Consider the following 24,054-nt stretch of genomic DNA (forward strand, 5'->3'; position numbering starts at 1 on the left):
GCCGCTCAATCAGATTGAGGAAATCCATGCCCTACTCAGTAGGGGTCGACATCGGTGGCACCTTCACCGACGCCGTCCTGCTCGACGACAACGGCACCGCGCGTCTGCTCAAGACGCCCACCACACCGCACGACCCGTCCGAGGGCGTCAACAACGCGCTCGCGCTGGCCGAACGCGAACTCGGTCTGGAGCCGGGTGAAATCCTGTGCCAGGTCGACTATTTCGGTCTGGGCACCACCGTGGCGACCAACGCGCTGATCGAACGCAAGGGCGTCAAGACCGGCATCATTACCACCAAGGGCTTCTGCGGTGATGAGCGATCTGCACGTCTCCGCGGAGATCTCCGACCCGATGCACTCGGCCACCTGGACCGGTGCGGTCGACGCGTTCGACCCGGCCCGGATCACGGCGAACTTCGCCGAGCTGGAAGCCACCGTCACCAAGGAGTTGTTGGAAGGAGGTGCGGCCGCCACCCAGATCAGCATCGCGCGTTTCGCCGACATCCGGTTCCGGATGCAGAGCAAGACCCTGGGCGTGGAAGTCGAACCGGGCGAGCTGGATTCGTCCTCGATCGGCCGGCTGCTGGCCGCCTTCGAGCAGCAGTTCGTCGAACTGTACGGCGAAGAGGCGCTGTTCCTGGGCGCCGGTGTGGAGATCGTCTCACTGCGGGTGGCCGCGCTCGGCGCGCTGGACAAACCGCGGGTCAACCATGTGCTGCCGGCCGGTGCCGGAAGCGGTCCGGACCCGGCGGCCCGACCGATCTACCTGGGCCGTGAGCGCGGTGTGGCGATGGCCGAGGTGGTGCGCGGCACGTCGCTGCGCCCCGGCGATCACCTGATCGGGCCCGCCGTCATCGAACACCCGGGTACCACGATCTTCGTCGGACCCGACCAGATCGCGCACATCGACGAACTCGAGAACACCGTCATCCGCAGCCAGGAGGCGCACGCATGAACACCCTGATCGACAACGAAATCGACGTCGTCACCTACGAAGTGGTGCGCAACCGGCTCACCGCGATCGTCGCGCAGCAGTCCGCGGTACTCAAGAACGTCTCCGGCTCACCGCTGGTGACCGAGGCCAACGACTGCAACACCGGGGTCTATTTGGCCAACGGCGAAGTGGTGGCGATGGGGCCGCACAACATGTTTCACTCCGGCTCGATGGAAACCGTGGTGGCCCACATCATCGCCGACTGCACCGACACCATCGGGATCAACGAGGGCGATGTGTTCATCACCAACGACCCGTACAAGGGCGCGTTGCACATGCCCGACGTCACCATGCTCGAACCGGTGTTCCACGACGGCGAGCGGATCGGCTGGGTCGGTTCGTGCGCGCATGTGCTCGACATCGGGGGCATGACCCCGTCCAGTTGGTCGCCCACCGCCCGCGAGATCTACCAGGAGGGCCTGATCCTGCCGCCCACCAAGATCATCGAGGCCGGCCGCACCCGCCACGACGTGTGGAACCTGATCCTGGCCGCCTCCCGGCTGCCGGCCAACCTCGGCCTGGACCTCAAGGCCATGATCGCGGCCAACACACACGCCAAGCGGGCGCTGCTGCGGCTGGTCGACCGCTACGGCGCGGCCACCGTGGGCGCCACCGCGATGGTGCTCAACACCGCCAGCGCGGCGATGTCGCAGTTGGCCGGCGCCGACCAGGTGTTGCGTCCGGAAGCCAGGGCCGGTACCACCGGCGGGTTGCTGGTGTGCCACATCGCCGGGCGCAACCAGTACGGCGAACCGTACGGCGGCGCGATCACCGAGGTGCTGGCCGGCGGCGGCGGTGCGCATTCCGGGCGCAACGGCGTGGACTATCGCGGCCCGGGGGAGATCCTGACCGCGCAGTTCAACAACGTCGAGGGTGAGGAGTCGGTGTTCCCGGTGCTCTACCTGGGTCGCTACGCCAGCCTCGACGGGGGCGGCGCGGGCCGCCGGCACGGCGGCGTGTCGACGGCGTCGACCTGGACGCTGCACGGCACTGACGCCATGCACGCGGTGATGGCCGGGCATTCGATGTCGATGCCGTCGTCCTACGGTGCGCACGGCGGCCTACCCGGATCGACGCATCAGCTCACCATCGTGCGCGGCTCCGATCTGCAGTCCCGGCTAGCAGAAGGTGAAAACCCGGTGCGGGCAACCGATCTGGCCGGTGAACGCGAAGTGTTCACCGGATCCCCGGGTGAACTCACGCTGCGGGCCGGCGACGTCGTGGACTGGAGCTTTCACGGCGGCGGCGGCTGGGGCGACGCCCTGGACGCCGACGTCGACGACGTCGTGGCCGCGGTGCGGGCCGGCCGGATCAGCCCCGAAGGGGCCGAGAAGTTCTACCGGGTCGTGCTCGCCGACGGTGCGGCCGACGTGGCCGCGACCGAGGCGGCGCGGGCCGCCGCGCGCGCCGAGCGGCGAGCCTGGCCGCGGTCGGGCGCCGGGCCGCTGCGGCGGATCAGCTTGCCGGAGAACATCCGTACCGTCGGCGATCACCTGCTGCTGGTGCACGACGGTGCGACCGCGATATTCGCCTGTGACTGCGGCACCGTGCTGGCGCCGGCCACCGAGAACTGGAAGACCCAGGCCTGCTCGGCTGAGCTGAGCGCGCAGGATCTGGGCGCCAAGGTGCGCCTGCATCCGGAACTGCGCGCCGACGGGTACGCCTGCCCGGGCTGCGGGGCGCTGCTGTCGGTCGAGGTGCGCGCCCGCGTCGATGCTCCGCTGCGCGACTTCGAACCGGTGTGACGGCCGGCTGGTTCAGGCCTGCTGCCGGTGCAGGAAGCCGTGCAGCGTGGCCTGGACCAGCTCGTCGACGATCGCGTCGCGCGGCGGCGGGGTGCTGCCGTAGAACGTCGAACGCAGCACCACCATGCCCACGATCATCGACACCGTGGAGTGCGCGGGCAGCTCGGACTCCTGGCCGGACATGCCGCGCAACCGCATGCCTTCGGCGCTGATCTGACCCAGCACGTTGAGCGCGCGCCGGATGTCGGCGATGCCGGCGTCCTCGATCTCCTGCTCGGACAAGCCGTCGGCGGCGGCCAGCGTGGACAGCAGACCGCGATGTTCGAGCAGTACGTCGTAGAGCTGGCCGACGAACTGGCGGGCCAGGTCCTCTTCCTTGGTCTGTTCGGGCACCACGGTCTGCCAGGTCATGCCGAACTCGTCGACGAAGCTGGTGAACGGCACCACCAGGGCTTCCCGGAACAGGCCGGCCTTGGACCCGAAATGCCGGAACAGCAGATGTTCGGTGACGCCGGCGGCTTCGGCGATTTCCCGGGTGGTGGTGCTGCGGTAGTCCTGCCGGGCGAACAGCGTGCGGGCGGCCTCGAGCAGCAGCGCGCGGGCCGCGCCGCGGGGGCGGCGGGTCGTGCTGGTCGGCGGCACCTGAACATTCACCCCCTGGCAGTAGTTGACGAAGCCACGATAGTCGTCTTTGATCGACTCTTAAGGTAGTACGCACTATCATAGCGGGCGGGTTTCCGTCGTGGCTTGGGCCGTGGGGACCCCGCGGTCGTGCGACCTGAGAGGAGCAGCGGTGAGCAAGCAGACCGTCGAGCCGGCCTATTACGACCCGTTCGACCACGCCATCGACGACGATCCGTACCCGATCTGGGCGCGGCTGCGGGTCGAGGCGCCGCTGTACTACAACGACAAGCACGATTTCTGGGCGCTGAGCCGCTACGACGACGTGGTGGTGACGCTGCCGGACTGGCAGACCTACCGCTCGGGCCGCGGTACCACGCTGGACATCCTGCGCAGCGGGATCGAGGTGCCGCCCGGCATCCTGCTGTTCGAGGATCCGCCGCTGCACGACCTGCACCGCAGGCTGCTGTCGCGGGTGTTCACCCCGCGCCGGATGGAGGCCGTGGAGGGCATGGTGCGCGACTTCTGCGTCCGCGAACTCGACCCGCTGCGCGACCGGGACGGGTTCGACTTCGTCGCCGACCTGGGTGCGATGATGCCGATGCGCACCATCGGCTACCTGCTCGGCATCCCGGAATCCGAACAGGAGAGCATCCGGGACCGCAACGACGAGCGGATCACGTTGGAGGAGACCCCGACCGATCTGAGCCCGACCATCTTCCAGGACACCATCGCGATGTTCGCCGAGTACATCGAGTGGCGGGCCGACCACCCGTCTGACGATCTGATGACCGAGCTGTTGAACGCCGAGGTCGAAGAACCCGACGGGTCCACCCGTCGACTGGACCGCACCGAGGTGCTGGCCTACACCGCGATGATCGCCGGCGCCGGCAACGAGACCACCGCGCGGTTGATCGGGTCGATGGGGCAGTGGCTGGGCGAAAACCCGGATCAACGGCACGAATTGGTGGCCGACCCGTCGCTGATCCCGGGTGCGGTCGAGGAGACGCTGCGCTACGACACCCCGTCGCCGGTGCAGGCCCGCTATGTGGCCCGCGATGTGCAGCTGTACGGTCAGACCGTGCCCGAGGGCTCACACATGTTGCTGCTCAACGGATCTGCCAACCGCGACGAATCCCGGTACCCGGACCCGGACCGCTTCGACATCCACCGCAACGCCGGCCATCTGAGCTTCGGCAAGGGCGTGCACTTCTGTCTGGGCTCGGCGCTGGCCCGGCTGGAAGCCCGGGTGGCGTTCGAGGAGGTGCTCAAGCGGTGGTCGGACTGGGAGGTCGACTACGCCAACGTGCACCGCGGCTACACCTCGAGTGTGCGCGGCTGGGCCCGGCTACCGGTCAAGACCGGCTAGCGCCTGCGGTGCATGCCGTTTTCGGTCCCCGCACGGCTTGCGTTTCCAGTCCCCGCATCGCTCGCGTTTGCGGTCCGCACCGCTCGCGTTTCCAGTCCCCGCACCGCTCGCGCTCAACCATTTTGCTCGCGCTTATTTAATTCAATAAGCGGGAGCAAAATGGTTGAGCCGGAAGCAAACCGGACGGCCGTCCAGCAGGAAAACCGCTGACCGGGAAGGCTGACAGCGCACCCCGAACGCACTGAAATCGTTTGTCAGCGCGGGCGGTCCACCGAGTAGGTGCCGGTGTCGTCGGTGAACACTGCGAGCACCTCGCGGTCGACGCCGTCGGCGACCACCGTGCAGGTGAACGAGGCGCCGGCCTCGACCTCAGGATTCTTGCCGTTGTTGCACCGCACTGCCGAGACTTCAGTGACGCCGTAGCCGTCGACCGGATCGACCAGGATCTGCGCTATATCACTCTGTGCCTGTTGCACATTGAGTTCCTTGCCGGTCCCGCTGTCCAGCACCGACAGGCCCACCCAGACGCCGAGCGCGATCACGACGACGCCGGCCGCCGTCCCGGCGAGGATCAACGGCAGTTTCGAGCGCTCGGGCGGCGGACCGCTGGGACGCGGTTGTGGTTGGGCTGGCGCCGCTGCGGGCGCCGCGTACGGGTTGGGCCGGGATGCGGGCGGTGGGGCGGGTTGCGCCGCGGGCTGCGGGGCGGGTTGCGCGGCGGGCTGCGGGCGGGACGGGTACACAGCCGGCTGCGAGCGGGAGGGTTGCGCGGCCGGCTGCGGAGCTGACTGCGGCGGTCTGGCCTGCGGTGAGCGGGCCTGCTGCGGTGCCGGATACTGTTGGCGCGGTTGCAGTTTGCGGTCCTGGTGCACGGTCTGCCACCACGGCCGTTCCGGAGGGCCCGTCTGCGCCGGACCGGCCGGCGCGGCAGGGGCCGGCCGTTCCGGGGGGAGTGCCGGCCGCCGCGGAATGTGCGTTTCGCGTTCCGAACGCACTTGCAGTTCCTGCGGATCCAGCGCCGGTGGCCGTCCTTGGGGTGGCCGGGGCGCAGGCTGCCGCCCGCCTGCGTCGGGGTGCGCCGCGCCGTGCGGCGGGGCAGCGTGCCGCGGCGGACCTGGGCGCGACGGCGGACCCGGACGCGATTGCGGCGGAGGACGATGCCCCGACTGCGGCGGCTCACCGCCCTGCGGCGGCACCCGGTGCCGCGGGTAGTCCGCGGTGGGCCGGTCCTCCCCGGGCCGGTCCGCACCTGAACGGTCCGCACCTGGACGGTCCGGACCCGGGTAGTCCGGCCCGTCGTCGTAATGGCGGCTCATGACTACGCGAACCTCCGATAGCAGGAGTCGACGTCGCCGCCGAGGCCGGCCCGAAACGCCGAGATCCGGGTGAACCCGGACGGCACCGTCTCGCCGCGAACATCGCTGGCGACCACACCGTTGGTCAACAGACCGGACACCGCCTCGTCGAGGTCGCCGGCGCCGAGCGTCAACGGCAGATCCGACTGGGTGGCCATCTCGGCCTGCGCCACCCCGGTCAGGCACGCGGTGCGCATGGCGGTTACCGCCGACTCCAGACTGACACCGCGTTCCTGTTGCAGCGCAAGCATGTAGCGCGACGTCACCATCGACAACGCGGTGTTGTCACCCTGCAGCAGCACTTGCTCACTCTCGTCGGCCGGGGTGCCCGCCTCCTGCAGCAGGTCGAGGTCGACGGCCACCGTGTTGCTGTCCGGGCAGTACGCGGTGGCCGCCCCACTGGGCAGGCAGTCGCCGCCGTCGACCGACAGCGTCGGCGCCGAGTTTGGCGCGAAGATCGTGCCCAGCACCTCCATCAACGATTCCAAGGTGCTTTCGCTGATGTCGGTGTCGCTGGCGGCGGGCTTGAACAACGACTCGGGCAGATCGGCCTGCCGTTGCCGGATCTCGTCCTCGTCGATCACAGCGCAGCCCGGTACGCCGACGTCAAAACCCTTCTGCAGCGCACTGACTCGGTCCAGCGCGCTGCCGTGCCCGTCGTCGGTCGAGACGAACTGGCCGAACGCCGAGGCCGGGTCGCGCATCGCGATCGCGCCGGCGATCACCCGGTCCAGTCCTTCGGCGGTGTTGAGCGTGAACGACGGGGATTCGCCCGCGGCCACCCAGCGCAGATACGAACCGGCCAGGCAGTCGGCCTGCTGCTCGGCCACGAACGTGGTGGTGTCGACGTCGACGATCTGCGCCTGCCACTGCACGGCGTGCCCGTATTCATGGGCCAGCACACCGTTGACCGACATGTCGCCGAAGAACTTCTTGGCCACCGGAAGCAGATCGGCCCGGTCCCACACCATGACGTCGCTCTTCATGCAGTAGGCCGCGTTGAACTCGAACATCGAGGCATCCGCGCCGCACACCGTCGGACTCGACGGGTCAGAAGGGTCGATCGACACCAGGGTTTCGACGGGGGCGAAGTCACCCTCGAACGTCTGGGAGTAGTGGTCGGACCAGTAGTCTTCGATGTCCTCGATGGCCATCAACGCCAACCGGTCGATCTCGCCGTCGTCGGTGTTCTCCACCCGCCCGGTCGCCGAGCCGGGTTGGCTGCGCGGACCGCTGGGACCGTCCGCCGCGGGCAGGCCGGCCACCCGGTACGGGTCGAAGCGCATCGAGACTGCCTTGCCATCCACGGTGGTGGCCGAACCGCATGCGGTGACGAGCAGACAAAGAGCCGCGGCACCGAAGCGCCGAATCGATCTGTTCTTCAGTGCCATTCCCTACGTTGCCATTCGTTACGTTGCCATTCCCTACGTTCGGTCACTTGTTGAACTTGCTGCTGCCGGCGATCGGGTGGGTGGTGCTGACGATCTTGGCGTAGCAGTGGTCGGCGTCGAAACCGTTGGCGGTGCACCAGGCCAATGCGCCTTCGGGGCCGGTGAACGTGATCGGCGCGATCGTCACCCAGAAGTTCCCGGCGTCGAATGTCGACCAGTCACCCGACCACAGCAGCCGTGCGCCGTAGCGCTCACGCAACGCCAAGTGCTCCTGCAACGTGGTGGTGTCGTCCCAGACGATACCGTCGTCGACCACCCCGGGACGCTTGGAGCTCAGCTGTGGCACCCACAGATCAGCCAGCTGGCTGGTGACGAAAGACCGGTCTCCGGCTGCGATTTCGCGCAGCTGATCGGTGCTGCTGAGGGCGGCATCAGTCGGTGTCGTGGTGGTGGTTCGAGCGCTGGTCGGATCCGGCGATACCGTGCGGGTGACGGTCGAACCGTTCACGTAGGTGCGCACGGTGGGATCGGACGTCGCATCGGCGTTGTCGGTTGAGTCGTTCGACACCAGCAGCCCGATCACCACGCCGACCGCACCCAGTAGCACCGCCAGCGCCAGCACCGTGATCGGGATCAACCAGTTACGCGAATTCTGCACTGCCGCAGTCGTTCCGGTGACCGGGCCGGACACCGGTGCGGCGTACTGTGCAGGCTGCGGGTTGGGGTGGACATACTGCGGGATCGGCGCGGGTTGCGGGCCGCTCGGGTAGTGCGGGGCGCTCGGGTAGTGCGGGGCGCTGGGATAGGAGTGTGAGGCAAGCAGGGTTTCGGGCTGCGCGGGAACCATCGGCGGCACCGCGGTGGGTCCGGTGGAGCCGTGCAGGGCGCGGGTCGCGGCCCGCGCCAACGCGCCGGCGCTGCCGTAACGGTCGTCGGGCTCCTTGGCCATCCCGCGGGCGATCACGGCGTCCAGCGCGGCCGGCAACTGCGGATTGGCCTGCGTCACCCGGGGTGGCGGAGAGTTCAGATGCGCGGCGATCTGGGACTGCTGGCTGCCGTTGCCGTACGGCGTCGAGCCGGTGAGCGCCTCGTAGAGCACACAGGCCAGCGCATACACATCGGTCGCCGGGCTACTGGGTTCGTCGCTGAACCGTTCCGGTGCCATGTAGGCCAACGAGCCGATCTGGGTGCCCGCCATGGTCAATCGGGTGTCCCCGACGGTTTGGGCGATGCCGAAGTCCACCAGGTAGCCGAAGTCGGCCGAGGTGACGATCACGTTCTGCGGTTTGACGTCGCGATGGATCAAACCCTGCGCGTGCGCAGCGTCCAGCGCAGCGGCCACCTGCGTGATGATCGCGACCGCGCGTTCGGGCGCCAGGGGTGCGGCCGTGATCAGGTCGTGCAGCGTTTGCCCGTGCACCAACCGCATGTCGATGTAGAGGTTGCCGTCGATCTCGCCCCAGTCATGGATCGGGATGACGTGCGGTTCCTGCAGGCTGGCCGCGGCGTGCGACTCCCGCAGGAATCGGCTGCGGAACTGCTCGTTCTGGGCGTACTCGGCGCGCAGGATCTTCAGCGCGATCGTGCGGTCCTTCTCGGTGTCGTGGGCCTGATACACCTCGCCCATCCCGCCGCGGCCGAGCAGGGTAATCAGCCGGTATTTGCCGAACTGCTCTCCGGCACGTCCTGCTGACCCGGTCACCTTGGTTTTCCTACTCGCCCCGCGACGGTGGAGGAGATTGCTGAAGGTGCGAGCGACGCAGGTCTGTATGTCAGTGAACTGCGTTGCGCCCTCAACAACGGCTCCCCCAGGTATTTGCTCGTCCGTTGGCAGCCTACCTTGCCCGACGCGGCCTTTCGCCACGAATTCGGTGCCCGCAGGGGCGGTGGGCGCACCTAACGCGCCGAAGTCACGCGGGGGCGGCGACCGGACCGAACCGCCACTGCCCGGCGCCGAGCAACTCGAGGTGCTGACGGTGATGCTGGTTGACCGTGGAACGGTGGGTGACCGAGACGAACACCGTGTCGGGCAGCTCACGGCGCACCAGGCCGTAGATCATGAACTCCAGCGGTTCGTCCAGCGCCGAGGTGGCCTCGTCCAGGAATACCGCCTTCGGTTTGGTGAGCAGCACCCGCGCGAACGCGACCCGCTGCTGCTCGCCGGGGGAGAGCACCTTGGCCCAGTCGTGCACCTCGGAGAGTCGGTCCACATAGCGCGGCAGAGCGACCGCCAACAGCGCGTCCTTCAGCGCCTCGTCGGAAAGTTGGCCCGGCGCATGGGGATAGCACACCACGGTGCGCAGATCGCCGAGCGGCACATAGGGCAGCTGGGACAAGAACATGGTCTCGTTGTCGCCGAGCGGGCAGTGCATGGTGCCTGACGCGTACGGCCACAGCTGTGCCAGGCTGCGCAGCAGCGTGGTCTTACCGGTACCCGACTTGCCGGTGATGATCATCGAATCTCCGCTGTCCAACGCCAGATTCAGATCGCTGATCAACTGTTCACCGCTTGGGCTGCGCACCTCGACCCCGTCGAGGGTGACGACGGCGTCGGGAACCGCCGGCGCGACCGTCACCGCCGGCAGCTCCCGGCTTTGCGCATCGGCGGTCACCAGACCGTACAACCGGATGATGGAGGCCCGGTAGCCGGCGAACACGTCGTAGGAATTCCGGAAGAACGACAACGCATCCTGGACCGCGCCGAACGCCGACACCGACTGGTAGACGTCGCCGAGGGTGATCTGCCCGGCGAACATCCGCGGCGCCTGCAGCAGCCACGGCAGCGGAATGATGATGTGGTTCATCGAATAGTTCCAGCCGGTGAAGATCATGGTCCGGTTGATGAACCGCTTGTAGTTGCCCACCACGGGGGCGAACCGTTCACGCAGACCCTGCCGTTCGGCGCGCTCGCCGCGGTAGAACGCGACCGATTCGGCGGCGTCGCGCAACCGGACCAGGGCGTAGCGGAACACCGCGTTGAACTTCTCGTTGTCGAAGGTCAACCGGATCAGCGGCCGGCCCAACCAGAACGCGATCACGGTCGCGAACGCGACGTAGGCCAACATGATCCAGAACATCGCCCGCGGCAGCGTGTAACCCAGCAGCGTCATCGGCCCGGACAGGTTCCACAGGATCGCGGTGAACGAGAACACCGAGGTGATCGCCGAGATCGCCCCGAACAGCAGGGTGCCGTTGCTGGTTTGGTGCGGGGTGTTGGGCTGCGGCCCGGAGATCGCGGTGAACACGTCTATGTCGGCCTGGATGCGCTGATCGGGGTTGTCGATGCCGGCGTCGATGAACCGGGCGCGGTAGTAGGCCCGGCCGTCCAGCCAGTCACCGGTCAGCCGGTCGGTCAGCCAGACCCGCCAGCGCAGCATGAACCGTTGGGTGACGAACAAGTCCAGGACCACCCGGGTCACCAGCAACGCGGCCAGTACCGAGAACGTCACCAGGGACAGCCAAAAGCCGCGCACCGCAGAGTCTCTGACCTCCTCGGTGGAGGCTTGGAAGAAGCGTTGGATCGCGGTGTTCAGGTCGTTGCCCTGGTAGCTGAACAACACCGACAACCGCACGTTGGTGATCACCGAGGCCAGGATCGCGCCCAACCACAGCCACACCTTGATGCTGGCGCTCCCACTGAAGTAGGCGCCGGTGACCACCCAGAACTGCCGGCCCCAGGTGGTGAACACCACGATCAGCGCCAGCACACTGACGGTGATCAGCGCGGCGATACTCCAGGTCCGCGCTATCCAGCCCAGCGAGTGCAGCCACTCGTGACTCCAGTCGATGGTCGGCGAGAACGGCTTGACTTCGTCCACCGCGGAAAGCTATCGCAAACCCGGGCGGCTGGGCGGCGTCGGGAGCCGATCGGGTACTCAGCCGCCGATCAGGGTGTTGATCCAGTCTCGGGCGAAGAACAGCAAGAAGCCGAACGCCACCACCCACAGCAACGGGCTGACCTCGCGGGCTTTGCCGACCGCCGACTGGGTCAGCGCCCAGGAGATGAAGCCGACCCCGATGCCGTTGGCGATCGAGTAGCTCAGCGGCATCACCGCGACCGTGAGCACCACCGGCAGCGCCACCGAGAAGTCGGCCAGGTCGATCTCGCGCAATTGCGCGGCCATCATCACGCCGACCACCACCAGCGCGGCCGCGGCCACCTCCGAGGGCACGACGGCCGCCAGCGGGGTGACGAACATCGCCGCCAGGAACAGCATGCCGGTGACGACGCTGGCCAGTCCGGTGCGCGCGCCTTCCCCGATGCCGGCGCCGGATTCGACGAAGACGGTGTTCGACGACGCCGACATGGCACCGCCGACCACCGCGCCGGTGCCCTCGACCACCAGGGCCTGCTGCAACCGCGGGAAGTTGCCGTGCTCGTCGGCCAGGCCGGCTTGCCTCGACAGGCCGGTGAAGGTGCCCATCGCGTCGAAGAAGTTGGTGAACACCAGGGTGAAGACCAGCATCACGGCGGCCAGGATGCCGACCCGGCCGAAGCTGTTCAGGCTGACGTCGCCGACCAGCGACAGGTCCGGCAGCGCGAACGGTGAACCGGACAGGGTGGGCACCGAAAGCCCCCAGCCGCCCGGGTTTTCCGCGCTGGCGGCACCCAGGTGCCAGATCGCTTCGATCACGACGGCGACGACGGTGCCGCCGGCCAGTCCGATCAGGATCGCGCCGCGCAGCTTGCGCGCCAACAGCACCCCGGTGGCCAACAGGGTCAACACGAACACCAAGGTCGGGACCGTGACGATCGAACCGGAACCGGTGGGGCCGAGTCCCACTGGCGGGGAGGGGATTCGGGTGGAGCCGACGAAGCCGGCGTCGATCAGGCCGATGAACAGAATGAACAACCCGATGCCGGCCGTGATGGCCAGCTTCAACGGCATCGGCACCGCATCGAAGATCAGTCGGCGCAAACCGGTGACCGCCAGCGCGACGATGATCAGCCCGTTGATCACCACCAGGCCCATGGCCTCGGGCCAGCTCAGCGAACCGACCACCGAGCTGGCCAGAAACGAGTTGATGCCCAGGCCCGCGGCGAACGCGAACGGCAGCCGGGCCACTACGCCGAACAGGATGGTCATCGCGCCGGCGGCCAGCGAGGTGACCGCCGAGACCTGGGTGAAGCCCAGCTGGCTGCCGTCGACGTCGGCGCTGCCGGACAGGATGATCGGGTTCAACACGATGATGTAGGCCATCGCGATGAACGTCACGACCCCGCCGCGCACCTCGGCGCTCACCGTGGAGCCGCGCTGCGAGATCTCGAAGAACCGGTCCACTCTGCTCACGAGGTAGACCCTAAAGCCGCGCCCGGTGCGGAGGCAGCGGACAGGCGGACCACGCGTCATCTGTGTCGGCGCTCGCGACGACGTCGAATCAGGCTTTTCACATTTACGACGAAGTTGAGGTCACCGATTTCAGGTGCATAGCGAACCACTGCCCAGTCTTCGAGTTGCAAGGTGGTGCTGCTGTTCAACGTCTGGACGACCCCGTACCCGTGGGCAGGGGTGGCCTGATAGGTCGCCACGCCGACTTGGGTGCTGGGCCAGCCGAACGGAATCCGCACGAAGCCCAGCCCGTCCGACACCAGGATGTTGAGCGTGGGCCGGGGCAGGCCGTGATCGACCAGCAGCAACCGCAGCCTGCTTTCCTCTGCACTGCGTGCACCCGCTGACGCAATGGACACCAGGTCTCGGGCCGACCCGATGCCGACGGTACCGCGGTAGCGGTCACAGATGGCCTCCAGATCGGCACGGGGAACCCGGGTGGCATCCACGAGGGCGTCCAGATAGCCGATGGCGGTCTCGCGCGGTAGATGGCGCGCCAGGTCGAGTGCCGTGCGGGCCGGCGAGGTCACCCGCATGTCGCCGAGTGTCCAGATCTCGTCGTCCTCGATCTTGCAGTCGCGGATCACCACGCCCGGTTGCGGTCGACGCCAGACACCGAGCAGTTCGATCGGCGGCGCGTCCTCGATTCTGGGCACACCGTACTGGGCCGCTGCGGCCCGTCCGGCGATGATGCCCTGCCGCTTGGTCCAGAGCCACGCCGCCCTGGTTCTGAGGTAGATGCCTTGCTTCACGTCCTTCGCCAGATACACATCGGGAAACAGCGAATCGAAATTCCACCGCAGTTGCCCGCGGGTGAGTAGGCCCGCGGCGAGCGCTTCTGAACCGAGGAAGGGCCGTCGCTGCAGATCGTCGATATCCATGTGGCCCAGCCTGTTCGACGGGTGTGACAGCAACGGGGTCCAGGGTTCGGTCCGGTGCCGCCAGCTGTGGATGACGGGGCAACTGGGGATGGCGGGGTGCTGGCGGTGGGGTCCAGGCAGGCGAATTTGTTGCTAGCACCCAGCCCGTCACCAGGGTTGTGAATCCGGCCGGGTCCGACATCAGCGCAGCCGTCAGGTTGGTGGCGGCGCCGGGACCGACGTGAGGGCTGCGCTGGTGTAGGTGGGAGGGCCAGACGCAACCGCGGCGTCGGTCACGCGCGTAGCTTCCTGGAAAGAACTCCGGGGCTCTTCGCCAACGACCCGCAGGCCCGGCCCGAGCAATCATGTCTCTGTTCATGGCAAACCGACCCGACGGACACGCTGGATCGGGAGTGCATGTCAGGATTGGCTCATGCTGGATCGTTCGAAGCCGCGGCGGCACACCGTGTTGGCCGAGGCCGACAGCAGCCCGTACCACTCGCTGCTGCGTCGGCCGGCCACCCGCGCCGAACGCTACGAGCTGGGCCGTAGCCTGCGACACAAGGTGCCGCGGCGCTCGCTGGCCGACTGGTCACCACGGCCGGACCGGCCGGATCCGGTGTCGCTGATCGAGGCCAGTCATCGCGGCCGGATCGATCGGCTGATCCCGGTGCGGGTGGGGCGAATGATTGCCTCCCCGTACGGTTTTCTGCGTGGTACCGCGGTGGTGATGGCCGACGACGTCGCCCGGCTACCGGCGACCGGTATCACGCCGGTGGTTTGCGGGGACTCACACCTGGGCAACTTCGGCTTCTACGCGTCGCCCGAACGCGATCTGGTGATCGACCTGAACGACTTCGACGAAGCCCACCCGGGGGCCTGGGAGTGGGATCTGCGTCGCCTGGTGGCCTCGATCTGGGTCGCGGGCCGGCAGAACGGGGCCACCGAGGAGCAACTGGCCGACGCGGTGCGCTCCTGCGTCGGCGCCTACCGGATGGAGTTGCGTCGGCTGGCCGATCAGCCGCTGTTCTCCCGGTCGTTCACCCGCCTGGACGTGGACCGGTTGGCCGGGCAGACCGCCGGACCGCTGCGCAACGAAGTACTGCGCTCGGCCCGACGGGCCCGCTATCGCACGAGTGACCGTGCGCTGCCACGGTTCACCCAGGAGATCGACGGTGTGCGGCGCATCGTCGAGGAACCACCGCTGATCACCCGGCTCGCGGATCGCGAAGCCGAAGCGCTGGCCCTTGCCCTCGATGACTATCTGGAGACGCTGACCACGCACTGGCGCCGGGTGCTCGGCGGCTACACCCTGGTCGACGTCGCGCACAAGGTGGTCGGTGTGGGCAGCGTCGGGCTGCGCGCGTATGTGGCTCTGCTGGAAGGCTCTTCGCCCGAGGACGTGGTGTTCTTGCAACTCAAGCAGGCGCGCCGCTCGGTGTTGGCCCGTTACGTGCACGGTGAATCCGCTTGGCACGCACATCAGGGTCAGCGGGTGGTGGAGTATCAGCAGGCGTTGCAGACCGTCAGCGATCCGCTGTTGGGCTGGACCACGATCGAAGGCCGGCAGTACTACGTGCGGCAGTTCCGAAACATGAAGGGCACCGTCCCACTGGATGCCATCGACCCAGCCGCGCTGGCCGACTACGCCGGGGTGGTGGGGCAGTTGCTGGCCAAGGGGCACGCCCGCACCAGTGGCGCCTCGATGATCGCGGGATATCTGGGCCGGTCGGGGCGTGTCGATGATGCGATGTGCGTGTTCGCGCGGTTGTACGCCGACCAAACCGAGGCCGATCACGCGGTGCTGGTCGAAGCCGTCGAGCGGGGTCGGGTGCCGGTCGAACGCGGCGCCTGACGGCGCCGGGCGTTGGGGAGTTCGCTACCCGAAGTTTGCCGAAGACCCCAAAGATGCTGCAAAACACGATATGACTGTCGTGTGATTACACCGAAGCTGCTGAGCTCGTTGAACGAGTCAGACCACGAGTTGATCCGGGCAACGGCTCCTGCGGCCTTGAGCGGACTTGATGAAGATGCATTGCTGGCCCTGCATGGGCGGGTCCGCACCGCCCGCAACAAGCATGTTGGTGTGTACCGACGGCAGGCCGCCAAACGAGTTGCGGCCAAGGGCGCGCGAGGCAAGGCCCGACCCGGTAACGAGCGCAACGCAGCTCGCGCCGAGGCCTTCGAAGACGCGTTGTCGCGGGTGAGCCGGCAGCTCAGCGCGGCCGCCAAGGACGCCGCCCGTGAACTAAAGGAAGAGCGGATTGCGTTGGAGCGCAGCGAGGTAACGGCTGCGAAACAGGCTCCTGCGAAGAAGACTGCCGCCAAGAAGACCACGGCCAAGAAGGCTGCAGCCAAGAAGACGGCAGCCAAGAAGGCTCCGGCCAAGAAGACCACGGCCAAGAAGACGACGGCCAGGAAGACCCCTGCGAAGAAGGCTCCGGCCAAGAAGGTGAGCGCCAAGAAGGTAGCGCCGCCGCAGAAGTCGCCGGTACGCAAGAAGCGGGCGGCCTCGTCCGCGGCGGCCGGTGCGCGGCGGCAAGCCAAGAAGGACAGCCGCCGCTAACCGATTGCGCGGTGGCGTCTAGAACGTCGCCGTCATCGGCCCGACCTGCCAGATCTGATCGCAGTACTCGGCGATCGCGCGGTCCGACGAGAACTTGCCGCTGCGTGCGGTGTTCAGGATCGACATGTATGACCACTTGTCGCCGTCGGTCCACACCTCGCTGATGCGGTCCTGGCAGTCGATGTAGGAGCGGTAGTCGGCGATCACCAGGAACGGGTCGTGGTGGATCAGGTTGTCCACGATTGGGCGCAGCACCTCGGTGTCACCGTGGGTGAAGTGGCCGCTGGCAACCAGTTCCAGCACCGCTGCCAGTTCGGGGTCGTTCTCGATGTAGCTCATTGGTCGGTAGCCGTCGCGTTTGACGGCTTCGACCTGATCCTCGGTGAGCCCGAACAGGAAGAAGTTCTCCGGCCCGGCTTCCTGACGGATCTCGACGTTGGCGCCATCGAGCGTGCCGACGGTCAGCGCTCCGTTGATCATGAACTTCATGTTGCCGGTGCCGGACGCTTCCTTGCCGGCGGTCGAGATCTGCTCGGACAGGTTGGCGGCCGGATACACCAGGTGCGCGTTCTTCACGTTGAAGTTCGGCAGGAACACCACCTTCATGAACCGGTTGGCTACCGGGTCGTTGTTCACGGTGGCACCGATCGCGGTGATCAGCTTGATGATTCGTTTGGCCATGAAGTAGCCCGGCGCAGCCTTGCCACCGAAGATGTAGACCCGCGGCGGCGGGTTGTAGCTCGGATTTCGCAGGAGCCGCAGGTACTGCGTCACGATGTGCAGCGCGCTGAGGTGCTGGCGTTTGTATTCGTGAATCCGTTTCACCTGGACGTCGAACATCCAGGTCGGATCCAGTTCGATGCCGGTGATCGAGTGCACATACTCCGAAAGTCGGGACTTGTTGGCACGCTTGATATCTCGCCACTGCTCGCGAAACCCCGGGTCGTCGGCGTAGGCCTCCAGCCCGCGTAGCTGGCCCAGATCGGTCAGCCAACCGTCGCCGATGGTCTGGTCCAGCAACGTGCGCAACCCCGGATTGGACAGCGCCAGGAACCGCCGCGGGGTCACACCGTTGGTGACATTGCCGAACCGCTCCGGCCACAGCTCGTAGAAGTCGCGCAGCACACTCGATTTCAGCAGCTCCGAGTGCAGCTCGGCGACACCGTTGACGGCGTGGCTTCCGACCGTGGCCAAATGCGCCATCCGGACGCATTTTCCGTCGTCCTCACCGATCAGCGACATCCGGCGGACACGCTCGTCGTCGCCGGGAAAGCGCGCGCGGACCTGCTCGAGGAACCGTTCGTTGATCTCATAGATCAACTCCAGGTGCCGCGGCAGTCCTTCGCCGAAGATGCGTAGCGGCCAGGTTTCCAGGGCTTCGGGCAGCAGGGTGTGGTTGGTGTAGGCGAACGTACGCACCGTGATGTCCCAGGCGTCATCCCAGCTGAGTTGGTGCTCGTCGATGAGCAGGCGCATGAGCTCGGCGACCGCGATCGACGGGTGGGTGTCGTTGAGCTGGATGGCCCACTTGTCCGGTAGCGCGGTCAGCGGCAGCCCGGCCCGTTCGGTGTGGATGCTCAGCACATCCTGCAGTGAACACGTCACGAAGAAATACTGCTGCAGCAGTCGCAGCCGTTTACCGGCCTCGGGTTCGTCATTGGGATACAACACCTTTGACACCGTCTCGGAGACCACCTCCTCATCGACGGCCTTGTAGTAGTCGCCGGTGTTGAAGGCTTCCAACGCGAACGAATCGACCGCGCGGGCACTCCACAGGGTCAACGTGTTGCAGTTGGTGACGCCGTAGCCCTGGATCGGGGTGTCGAACGAGATGCCCTTGAGCACCCGGTGCGGAACCCAGCGCACCCGGAACTTGCCGGCCATGTCGCCGTACTCTTCGGTGTGCCCGCCCCAGTTGACGATATAGCTGGCGTCGGGTTTCTCGATCTCCCAGGGATTTCCGTGACCGAGCCAGTTGTCGGTCTTCTCGACCTGCCAGCCTTCGATGATCTCCTGCTGAAAGATGCCGAACTCGTAGCGGATGCCGTACCCGATCGAGGGCCGCTCCAGGGTGGCCAACGAATCCAGGTAGCAGGCCGCCAGCCGACCCAAACCGCCGTTGCCCAAGCCGGGTTCGACCTCGCAGGCCAGGATCACGTCGAGGTCTTGGCCCAGCTCGGCCAACGCCTGCCGAGCCTGCTCCTCGATGCCGAGGTTGAGCAGGTTGTTGCCCAGCTGCGGGCCCATCAAGAACTCGGCGGACAGATAGCAGGTGACCTTGTTGGACAGATCCAGCCAATCCTGCGTGGTGGCCATCCAGCGGCGCTGCATCCGATCCCGCACCGCCAGCGACAACGCGCGGTAGTAGTGGTCGGGAGTCAGCGCTGAGGGCGGCCGCGCGATCGAATACATCAGGTGATCGGAGACCGCAGCCTTCAGCGCTTCGGCGGTCATACCGGTGCGGCTCTGACCGGTCGGCCCGGTCGGCACCGCGCTGCCGTTGCCGGCATTGCCGTTGCCGTTGGCGCTCACGGTGGCGCTGTCGGGGTGCACGGTATCGGTCACTGAGATCTCCTGTCGCCGCGCCTGAGCGTGGCACCCGCGTGTTACGGCCAGGGCAGCGGCGGGGTTCGCGCTCGTGAACGAACTCTACGACTTGCTGGGGTTCAGCGCGTGCCGAGCGGCGAACGTCACCTTCACCTCGTCGGCGACCTTCATTGCACCCATCATCATCGAATACTGCTTGACTCCGAAGTCCTTGTGCGACACCACGCTCTCGCAGCTCAACGCCACCTGGGTGCCGTCTCGGTCGATCTTCACCTCGACCTCATGCGGATGGCTGACGCCGCGGATGGTCAGCGGCCCGGCCAGCCGGTAGCCGCCGTCGACGGCGCTGATCTGCTCGGCGACGAACTCCACGGTGGGGTGGCGCTTGGCGTCGAGTTGCTTGAGCGCGTTGCTGCGGGCCAGCGCCTTTTCCGCGCCGGTCATCGGCGTCACGCCGCCCTCACCGGCGGTGATGTCGAGCGAGTCGACCTCGACCACCAGCCGTCCGGCGCTGGGCTGGTCCCCGTTGTAGTCCACGCTGATCTGCCAGGACTTCATCGCGATGGTCAGGCGGTGACCCATCCGCGCGGCGCGGCCGGTCACGCCGGTGTGCAAGGTCAACGATCCGTCAGCGGCGTCCAGGGTCCAGGCGTCAGTCATGCCCGCGATTATGCAGGCCGTTCACGTCGCCGGGGCAAACACCTGCACCGGGGTGGTCTTGCCCTTCAACGCCAGGCCGGGGCGTTCGATGAAGCCGGCGGTCGGCCTGGTGAGCCGGGCCAGGGTGTGCTGGGTCAGCAGGATCAGGTCGCCGGTCTGCCGGGTCGCCGATTCCACTCGGGCCGCGACGTTGACGGCGTCGCCGATCACCGAGAACTCCAGCCGCCCGGCCCCGCCGACCGCGCCGGCCACCACCTGCCCGGAGTTCAAGCCGACGCCCACCGACAGCGCCGCGCCGAACTCGTCGTGCACGGACTCGGCGATCTGCAGCGCGGCGGCCAGCGCGCGATCGGCGTGATCGCAGTGCCGACGCGGCGCCCCGAACACCGCCAGCAGACCGTCACCGGCGTACTTGTCGACGTGTCCGCCGTGCTGATGCACCAGCGGCACGATCCGTTCGAACAGCCGGTTCAAGGTGGCCACCACGGCGGTGGGCGGCAGCGGCTCGGCGAACGTGGTGAACCCGCGGACGTCGACGAACATCACGGTGACGTCGACTTCCTGACCGCACGGCGGCGACTCGGCATCGAGGATGTGCGCGGCGACGTCGTGGTCGACGTAGGTGCCGAATGCTGCCCGGATCCGTTCCCGCTCGGCCAAGCCGGCTGCCATCGCGTTGAAACCCGCTTGCAGACGACCCAATTCGCTGACGTCGTCGACGACGACGCGCGCATTCAAGTCGCCGTCTTGGACGCGGGCCAGCGCGCCGCGCAAGGCGTCGATGCGTTCGCTGACCGAGCGCACCGCGATCAGGATCGCGAACACGCCGACCAGCAGCGCCACCGCCACCAGGATCAAAACGGCCGCAAACGACCGTTCGGTGGCAAATCCCAGGTGAGCCAGATGGCCGACGGCCAGTGTCAGCACCCCCAGCAGCGGCACCCCGGTGGCCAACGCCCACACCAGCGTGAATCGGCGCTGGATGGTCAGACCCGAACCGCGTTGCGGTGCAGTGCCGTTGAGTGCCCGCGCGGAGATCGGCCGCATCACCCGTTCGACCAGTAGGTACCACACCGCGCAGGTGCTCATGCCGCCGAGCAGCACGGTGGTGAAGATGTAGGCCGAGGCCTCCGGGGATTCCATGGCGCCCAGCACCGCGAACGCCACCGCGCAGGCACCCCAGGCGATCACCGAGACCAGTGCGGCCTCTGCGGGTGCGCGCAGGGTGCGCCGGCGTTCCACCGGTGTGGGTGGGCGGGCGTCGCGCAACCAGGCGGTGCTGGTTTCGAAGCGTTGCCGTCGGATGCGGACCAGTATGGGCGCGGCCACCACGGCGAAAGCCGCCAGGGCAAATCCGCTGCGCAGCAGCAATCGACGGTTTTCCTCCGGGGTCAACACGATCGGTGCGGCAAAGGCCAGGAATGCGAAGATGATTCCGGCGCCGGTCGCACTGACCACCACCGCGGCCGCGATCCATCGGCGAAAGGTCAAGCGACGCAGGTGATCCTGAGGCTCGGGCGCGCTGACCGCGGGGGAGTGCTGCTGCGGTCGCGACGGGGTGCGCCGGCGCGGAAGACCGTGCGGGATGTGTCGGTGGCGGATCGTCTCCAGGGGTGTCGACGACATGGATTCAGCGTGGCCTGCGCCGGCGTGAACCCCTAGCGTAGTGAGCTACTCGAACTGTGCGTCTGCACAGCATCGGCCCCGTTAGGGCTGGTCAGCGGATCGCGGTGGCCGACAGCGTCGAGCGCGGCATCGCGGGGTAGCCGGCCACCGGGATGGTGCTGGGTGCGACGACGACCGGGGCCGTGGGCGTCGCAGGCTGCTGCGGGACGGCTTGCGGCGCGGTGGCCTGCGGGACAGTTGCCCGCGGGACGGTGCCCTGCGGGACGGTGGCTTGCGGGACGGGTGCCACCGCCTGCGGTGCCGGGGTGACAGCTCGGGCCGGACCGGGCAGGGCCGGCGCCACGGTTTGCCCGGGCAGTGTGGGCGTTGTCGACAGCGGCGGCGGAGCCGGTTCGGGCAGCGGTTCGGTCAGGATGCGCACCAGGTCAGGCTTCATGGCCTGGAGCTGGGAGCCCCAGTAACCCCAGCTGTGGGTTCCGTTGGCCGGGAAGTTGAACACCGCGTTGCGGCCACCGGCGGCCTGGTAGCGCTGCTGGAACTCCTTGTTGGTGGCGGCGGTGATGTTCTCCAGGTACTGAGCGCTGAAGTTGGTACCGAAGTCGCTGCCGCCGTCGAGGTCGGACGGAATGCCATTGCCGCAGTAGATCCACAGCGCGGTGTTGTTGGCGATCAAACGGTTGATGTTGACCATCGGGTCGTTGCGCCGCCACGCGATGTCCCCGGCCGGACCCCACATGTCGGTGGAGTTGTAACCGCCGGCGTCCTTCATCGCCAAGCCGATCAGGGTGGGCCACAGCCCCTGGGACGGATTGAGGAAACCCGACAGCGAGCTGGCGAAGATGAACTGCTGCGGATGCCAGATCGCCAGCGTCAACGCCGCGCCACCGGCCATCGAAAGGCCGACTACCGCATTGCCCTTCGGGTCCTGGCCCCGGTTGGCGGCCAGCCAGGCCGGTAACTCCTGGGTGAGGAAGGTCTCCCACTTGTAGGTGGTAGTGCCGGCTGTGCCGGTCGCCGGCCGATACCAGTCGGTGTAGAAGCTGGACTGCCCGCCGACCGGCATCACCACGGAGATACCCGAGCCGTTGAACCAGTCGAAGGCCTCGGTGTTGATGTCCCAGCCGTTGAAGTCTTCCTGGGCGCGCAGACCGTCGAGCAGGTAGACCGAATGTGGTCCGCCACCGAGGAATTCGACCTTGATGTTGCGCCCCATCGCGGCCGAGGGAACCTCGAGGTGTTCGACCGGCAGGCCCTCGCTGGAGAACGCCGATGCAGTTCCGGCGGGACCGCCCAGGAAGCCGAGCGTCAACATGAACGTCAGCAGGACGCCGGTGATCGCTGATCTGCTCAGCCGCACCGGTGTCGAATGCGACCGCCGTGCGCACGGTTGCCCCGCGCGCCGTTGTGCTGCTCGTGGTCGTGCCACTGCTGCCACCAGTCCCATGCCCTTCCGCTTCGAGTGCCCTCGGCAAGCTAGCAACGCTCGCAGCCCGACAGCGCAGGGCCGCGCGGGGGCGTGATCGGGTCGTTATCGACCCCTTGGGTTTTCGTGATCTCGGACCGGCGTAACCACATGCGTTCATTTAGAACTGAGGTACGCGTTGGTGCCCGATACGCCTACCTGGTGTCTAAATGAACGAGGGGTGTGCTCCCGAGATCAGCTCATGCTGGGTAGCCGCAGCACCAGCCGTGCCCCGCCCAGCGGGCTGACTTCCATGACCGCGTCTCCGCCGTGCAGCTGCGCCTGCTGTGCCACCAGCGCCAGCCCCAAACCAGACCCAGCCCGCGACGCCGTCGACCCACGGGCGAAACGCTCGAAGACCTCGGCGCGTTCGGCTTCCGGAACGCCGGAGCCGTCGTCGTCGATCGTGATCGTGACGCCCTCGGCGGAGCTGACCACATCCAGTTGCACCCGGGTGGCGCCACCGTGCTTGACCGCGTTGGCAATCGCGTTGTCGACCACCAGCCGCAGCCCGGCCGGCAACCCGACCATCAGCACACTGGTGTTGGCCGCCAGCGACACATCCAGATCCGGGTAGATCCGCATGGCGTCGTGCGCGGCGCGGTCGAGCACCTCGGTGACATCGAGCGGGACGAAGTCATCGGCGGTGGTGAGCTGACCCTGTGCCAACCGCTCCAACGCGCCCAGAGTGGACTCGATGCGGGTCTGGGTGCGCATGATGTCGCCGACCAGCTCGTGCCGTTGGTCGGCGGACAGCTCCAAGGTGTCGAGCACTTCGAGGTTGGTGCGCATCGCGGTCATCGGGGTGCGCAGCTCATGCGAGGCGACGGCGGCGAAGTCGCGGGCGGATTCGAGCGCGGCCTTGGTGCGTTCCTGCTCCTGACCGAGTCGCTCCAGCATGCCCTCGACCGCATCGCCGATCTCGACGGCCTCCCACACGCCGCGGACCTGCACCTCGTCGGGAATCGACTGCGCGTTGATCGCGCGCGCGGTCTGGGCCAGCAGCCGGAACGGCGTGATCATCACCAGCGAGATCACCCAGGCCACCAGGATCGTGGTGACGATCAGTGAACCGCAGATGATCAGTACTCGCAGGTGGAGTTCATCGATGCGCTGCTGAGTCTCGGCAAGCGGTGCGCCCAGGGCGATCGATGCGGGCCCGGCGGCGAAGGTCCGAACGCGGTATTCGGCGCCGTCGATGGTGGTGGTGGCGTACCCGTCGGGCAGTTCGGGCAGCACAATGTCCGGCGGCGAGGACACCGCCGTGCTGCCGAACCGGACGGTACGGACCAGGCTGCCTTCGCCGCGGTCCTCCTGCTGTTGGTCCGGACCCGGTGCGGTCAAGATGTTGCTGAAGTCGCCGAGGCTGCTGACCGAGTCCAGCCGCCGGTCGAGCTGGTTGTACTGGTCATTGGTGATGCCGACCCAGACCCAGACGCCGATGGTCAAGATGGTGCCCATCACCCCGACCATCGCGACGATCACGATGGTGCGCAGCGAGAGGGCGCGGCGTGGCAGACCGTAGAGCC

17 protein-coding genes and 1 pseudogene are annotated in these 24,054 nt (G+C 67.4%); 6 read left to right on the forward strand and 12 right to left on the reverse strand.

Features of this window, described 5'->3' with window-relative positions:
• Positions 1–26: 26 nt before the first annotated feature.
• From AC5Y3P_RS16550 to AC5Y3P_RS16560, 3 genes and pseudogenes are all read left to right on the forward strand, one after another.
• Positions 27–248, forward strand: a pseudogene (locus AC5Y3P_RS16550) (hydantoinase/oxoprolinase N-terminal domain-containing protein); the annotation flags it as partial.
• Between the two features lie 64 nt (positions 249–312).
• A complete protein-coding gene (locus AC5Y3P_RS16555; RefSeq protein ID WP_500047007.1) occupies positions 313–954 on the forward strand; it encodes a hypothetical protein in 642 nt (213 codons plus the stop codon).
• On the forward strand, positions 951–2,738 hold the full coding sequence (locus tag AC5Y3P_RS16560; protein ID WP_500047008.1) for a hydantoinase B/oxoprolinase family protein: 1,788 nt from the start codon (positions 951–953) through the stop codon (positions 2,736–2,738). Before AC5Y3P_RS16555 ends, AC5Y3P_RS16560 begins: the two co-directional genes overlap by 4 nt.
• A 12-nt stretch (positions 2,739–2,750) precedes the next feature.
• Here the strand turns inward: AC5Y3P_RS16560 and AC5Y3P_RS16565 are convergent, their stop codons facing one another.
• On the reverse strand, positions 2,751–3,392 hold the full coding sequence (locus AC5Y3P_RS16565; RefSeq protein WP_500047009.1) for a TetR/AcrR family transcriptional regulator: 642 nt from the start codon (positions 3,390–3,392) through the stop codon (positions 2,751–2,753).
• Positions 3,393–3,531: 139 nt separating this feature from the next.
• On the opposite strand from AC5Y3P_RS16565, the gene AC5Y3P_RS16570 reads away from it, so the two are divergent.
• Positions 3,532–4,728, forward strand: a complete 1,197-nt coding sequence (locus tag AC5Y3P_RS16570) for a cytochrome P450 (RefSeq protein WP_500047010.1) — start codon at positions 3,532–3,534, stop codon at positions 4,726–4,728.
• A 254-nt stretch (positions 4,729–4,982) separates the two neighbouring features.
• Here AC5Y3P_RS16570 and AC5Y3P_RS16575 read toward each other — a convergent pair whose 3' ends face one another.
• The 6 genes from AC5Y3P_RS16575 to AC5Y3P_RS16600 all read right to left on the reverse strand — a co-directional run bounded on the left by AC5Y3P_RS16575 (position 4,983) and on the right by AC5Y3P_RS16600 (position 13,685).
• Positions 4,983–6,044: a DUF4333 domain-containing protein gene (locus tag AC5Y3P_RS16575; protein ID WP_500047011.1), complete on the reverse strand. Its 1,062-nt coding sequence runs from the start codon at positions 6,042–6,044 to the stop codon at positions 4,983–4,985.
• A gap of 2 nt (positions 6,045–6,046) precedes the next feature.
• Positions 6,047–7,474, reverse strand: a complete 1,428-nt coding sequence (locus tag AC5Y3P_RS16580; protein WP_500047012.1) for a neutral zinc metallopeptidase — start codon at positions 7,472–7,474, stop codon at positions 6,047–6,049.
• Between the two features lie 43 nt (positions 7,475–7,517).
• A complete protein-coding gene (locus tag AC5Y3P_RS16585) occupies positions 7,518–9,101 on the reverse strand; it encodes a serine/threonine-protein kinase (RefSeq protein WP_500047051.1) in 1,584 nt (527 codons plus the stop codon).
• Positions 9,102–9,384: 283 nt separating this feature from the next.
• Positions 9,385–11,292, reverse strand: coding sequence for an ABC transporter ATP-binding protein/permease (locus tag AC5Y3P_RS16590; protein ID WP_500047013.1), 1,908 nt, complete (start codon positions 11,290–11,292; stop codon positions 9,385–9,387).
• Between the two features lie 57 nt (positions 11,293–11,349).
• Positions 11,350–12,765: an NCS2 family permease gene (locus AC5Y3P_RS16595; RefSeq protein ID WP_500047014.1), complete on the reverse strand. Its 1,416-nt coding sequence runs from the start codon at positions 12,763–12,765 to the stop codon at positions 11,350–11,352.
• A 56-nt stretch (positions 12,766–12,821) separates the two neighbouring features.
• A complete protein-coding gene (locus AC5Y3P_RS16600; protein ID WP_500047015.1) occupies positions 12,822–13,685 on the reverse strand; it encodes a type IV toxin-antitoxin system AbiEi family antitoxin in 864 nt (287 codons plus the stop codon).
• 412 nt (positions 13,686–14,097) lie between these two features.
• On the opposite strand from AC5Y3P_RS16600, the gene AC5Y3P_RS16605 reads away from it, so the two are divergent.
• Complete coding sequence (locus AC5Y3P_RS16605; protein WP_500047016.1) at positions 14,098–15,519, forward strand: DUF2252 domain-containing protein; 1,422 nt, start codon at positions 14,098–14,100, stop codon at positions 15,517–15,519.
• Positions 15,520–15,627: 108 nt separating this feature from the next.
• A complete protein-coding gene (locus tag AC5Y3P_RS16610) occupies positions 15,628–16,230 on the forward strand; it encodes a hypothetical protein (protein ID WP_500047017.1) in 603 nt (200 codons plus the stop codon).
• 18 nt (positions 16,231–16,248) lie between these two features.
• Here AC5Y3P_RS16610 and AC5Y3P_RS16615 read toward each other — a convergent pair whose 3' ends face one another.
• The 5 genes from AC5Y3P_RS16615 to AC5Y3P_RS16635 form a co-directional block, all read right to left on the reverse strand.
• A complete protein-coding gene (locus tag AC5Y3P_RS16615) occupies positions 16,249–18,684 on the reverse strand; it encodes a glycogen/starch/alpha-glucan phosphorylase (protein WP_500047052.1) in 2,436 nt (811 codons plus the stop codon).
• A gap of 195 nt (positions 18,685–18,879) precedes the next feature.
• The gene (locus AC5Y3P_RS16620) at positions 18,880–19,437 is read right to left on the reverse strand and encodes a YceI family protein (protein WP_500047018.1); all 558 of its coding nucleotides are present in this window, start codon (positions 19,435–19,437) and stop codon (positions 18,880–18,882) included.
• A 21-nt stretch (positions 19,438–19,458) separates the two neighbouring features.
• Positions 19,459–21,063 (reverse strand): adenylate/guanylate cyclase domain-containing protein, encoded by a 1,605-nt coding sequence (locus AC5Y3P_RS16625; protein WP_500047019.1) that lies wholly within the window; start codon positions 21,061–21,063, stop codon positions 19,459–19,461.
• 91 nt (positions 21,064–21,154) lie between these two features.
• A complete protein-coding gene (locus AC5Y3P_RS16630; RefSeq protein ID WP_500047053.1) occupies positions 21,155–22,375 on the reverse strand; it encodes an esterase family protein in 1,221 nt (406 codons plus the stop codon).
• Between the two features lie 345 nt (positions 22,376–22,720).
• Positions 22,721–23,998, reverse strand: coding sequence for a sensor histidine kinase (locus AC5Y3P_RS16635; protein ID WP_500047054.1), 1,278 nt, complete (start codon positions 23,996–23,998; stop codon positions 22,721–22,723).
• Positions 23,999–24,054 lie beyond the last annotated feature (56 nt).

Source organism: Mycobacterium sp. NGS45 (assembly GCF_059812645.1).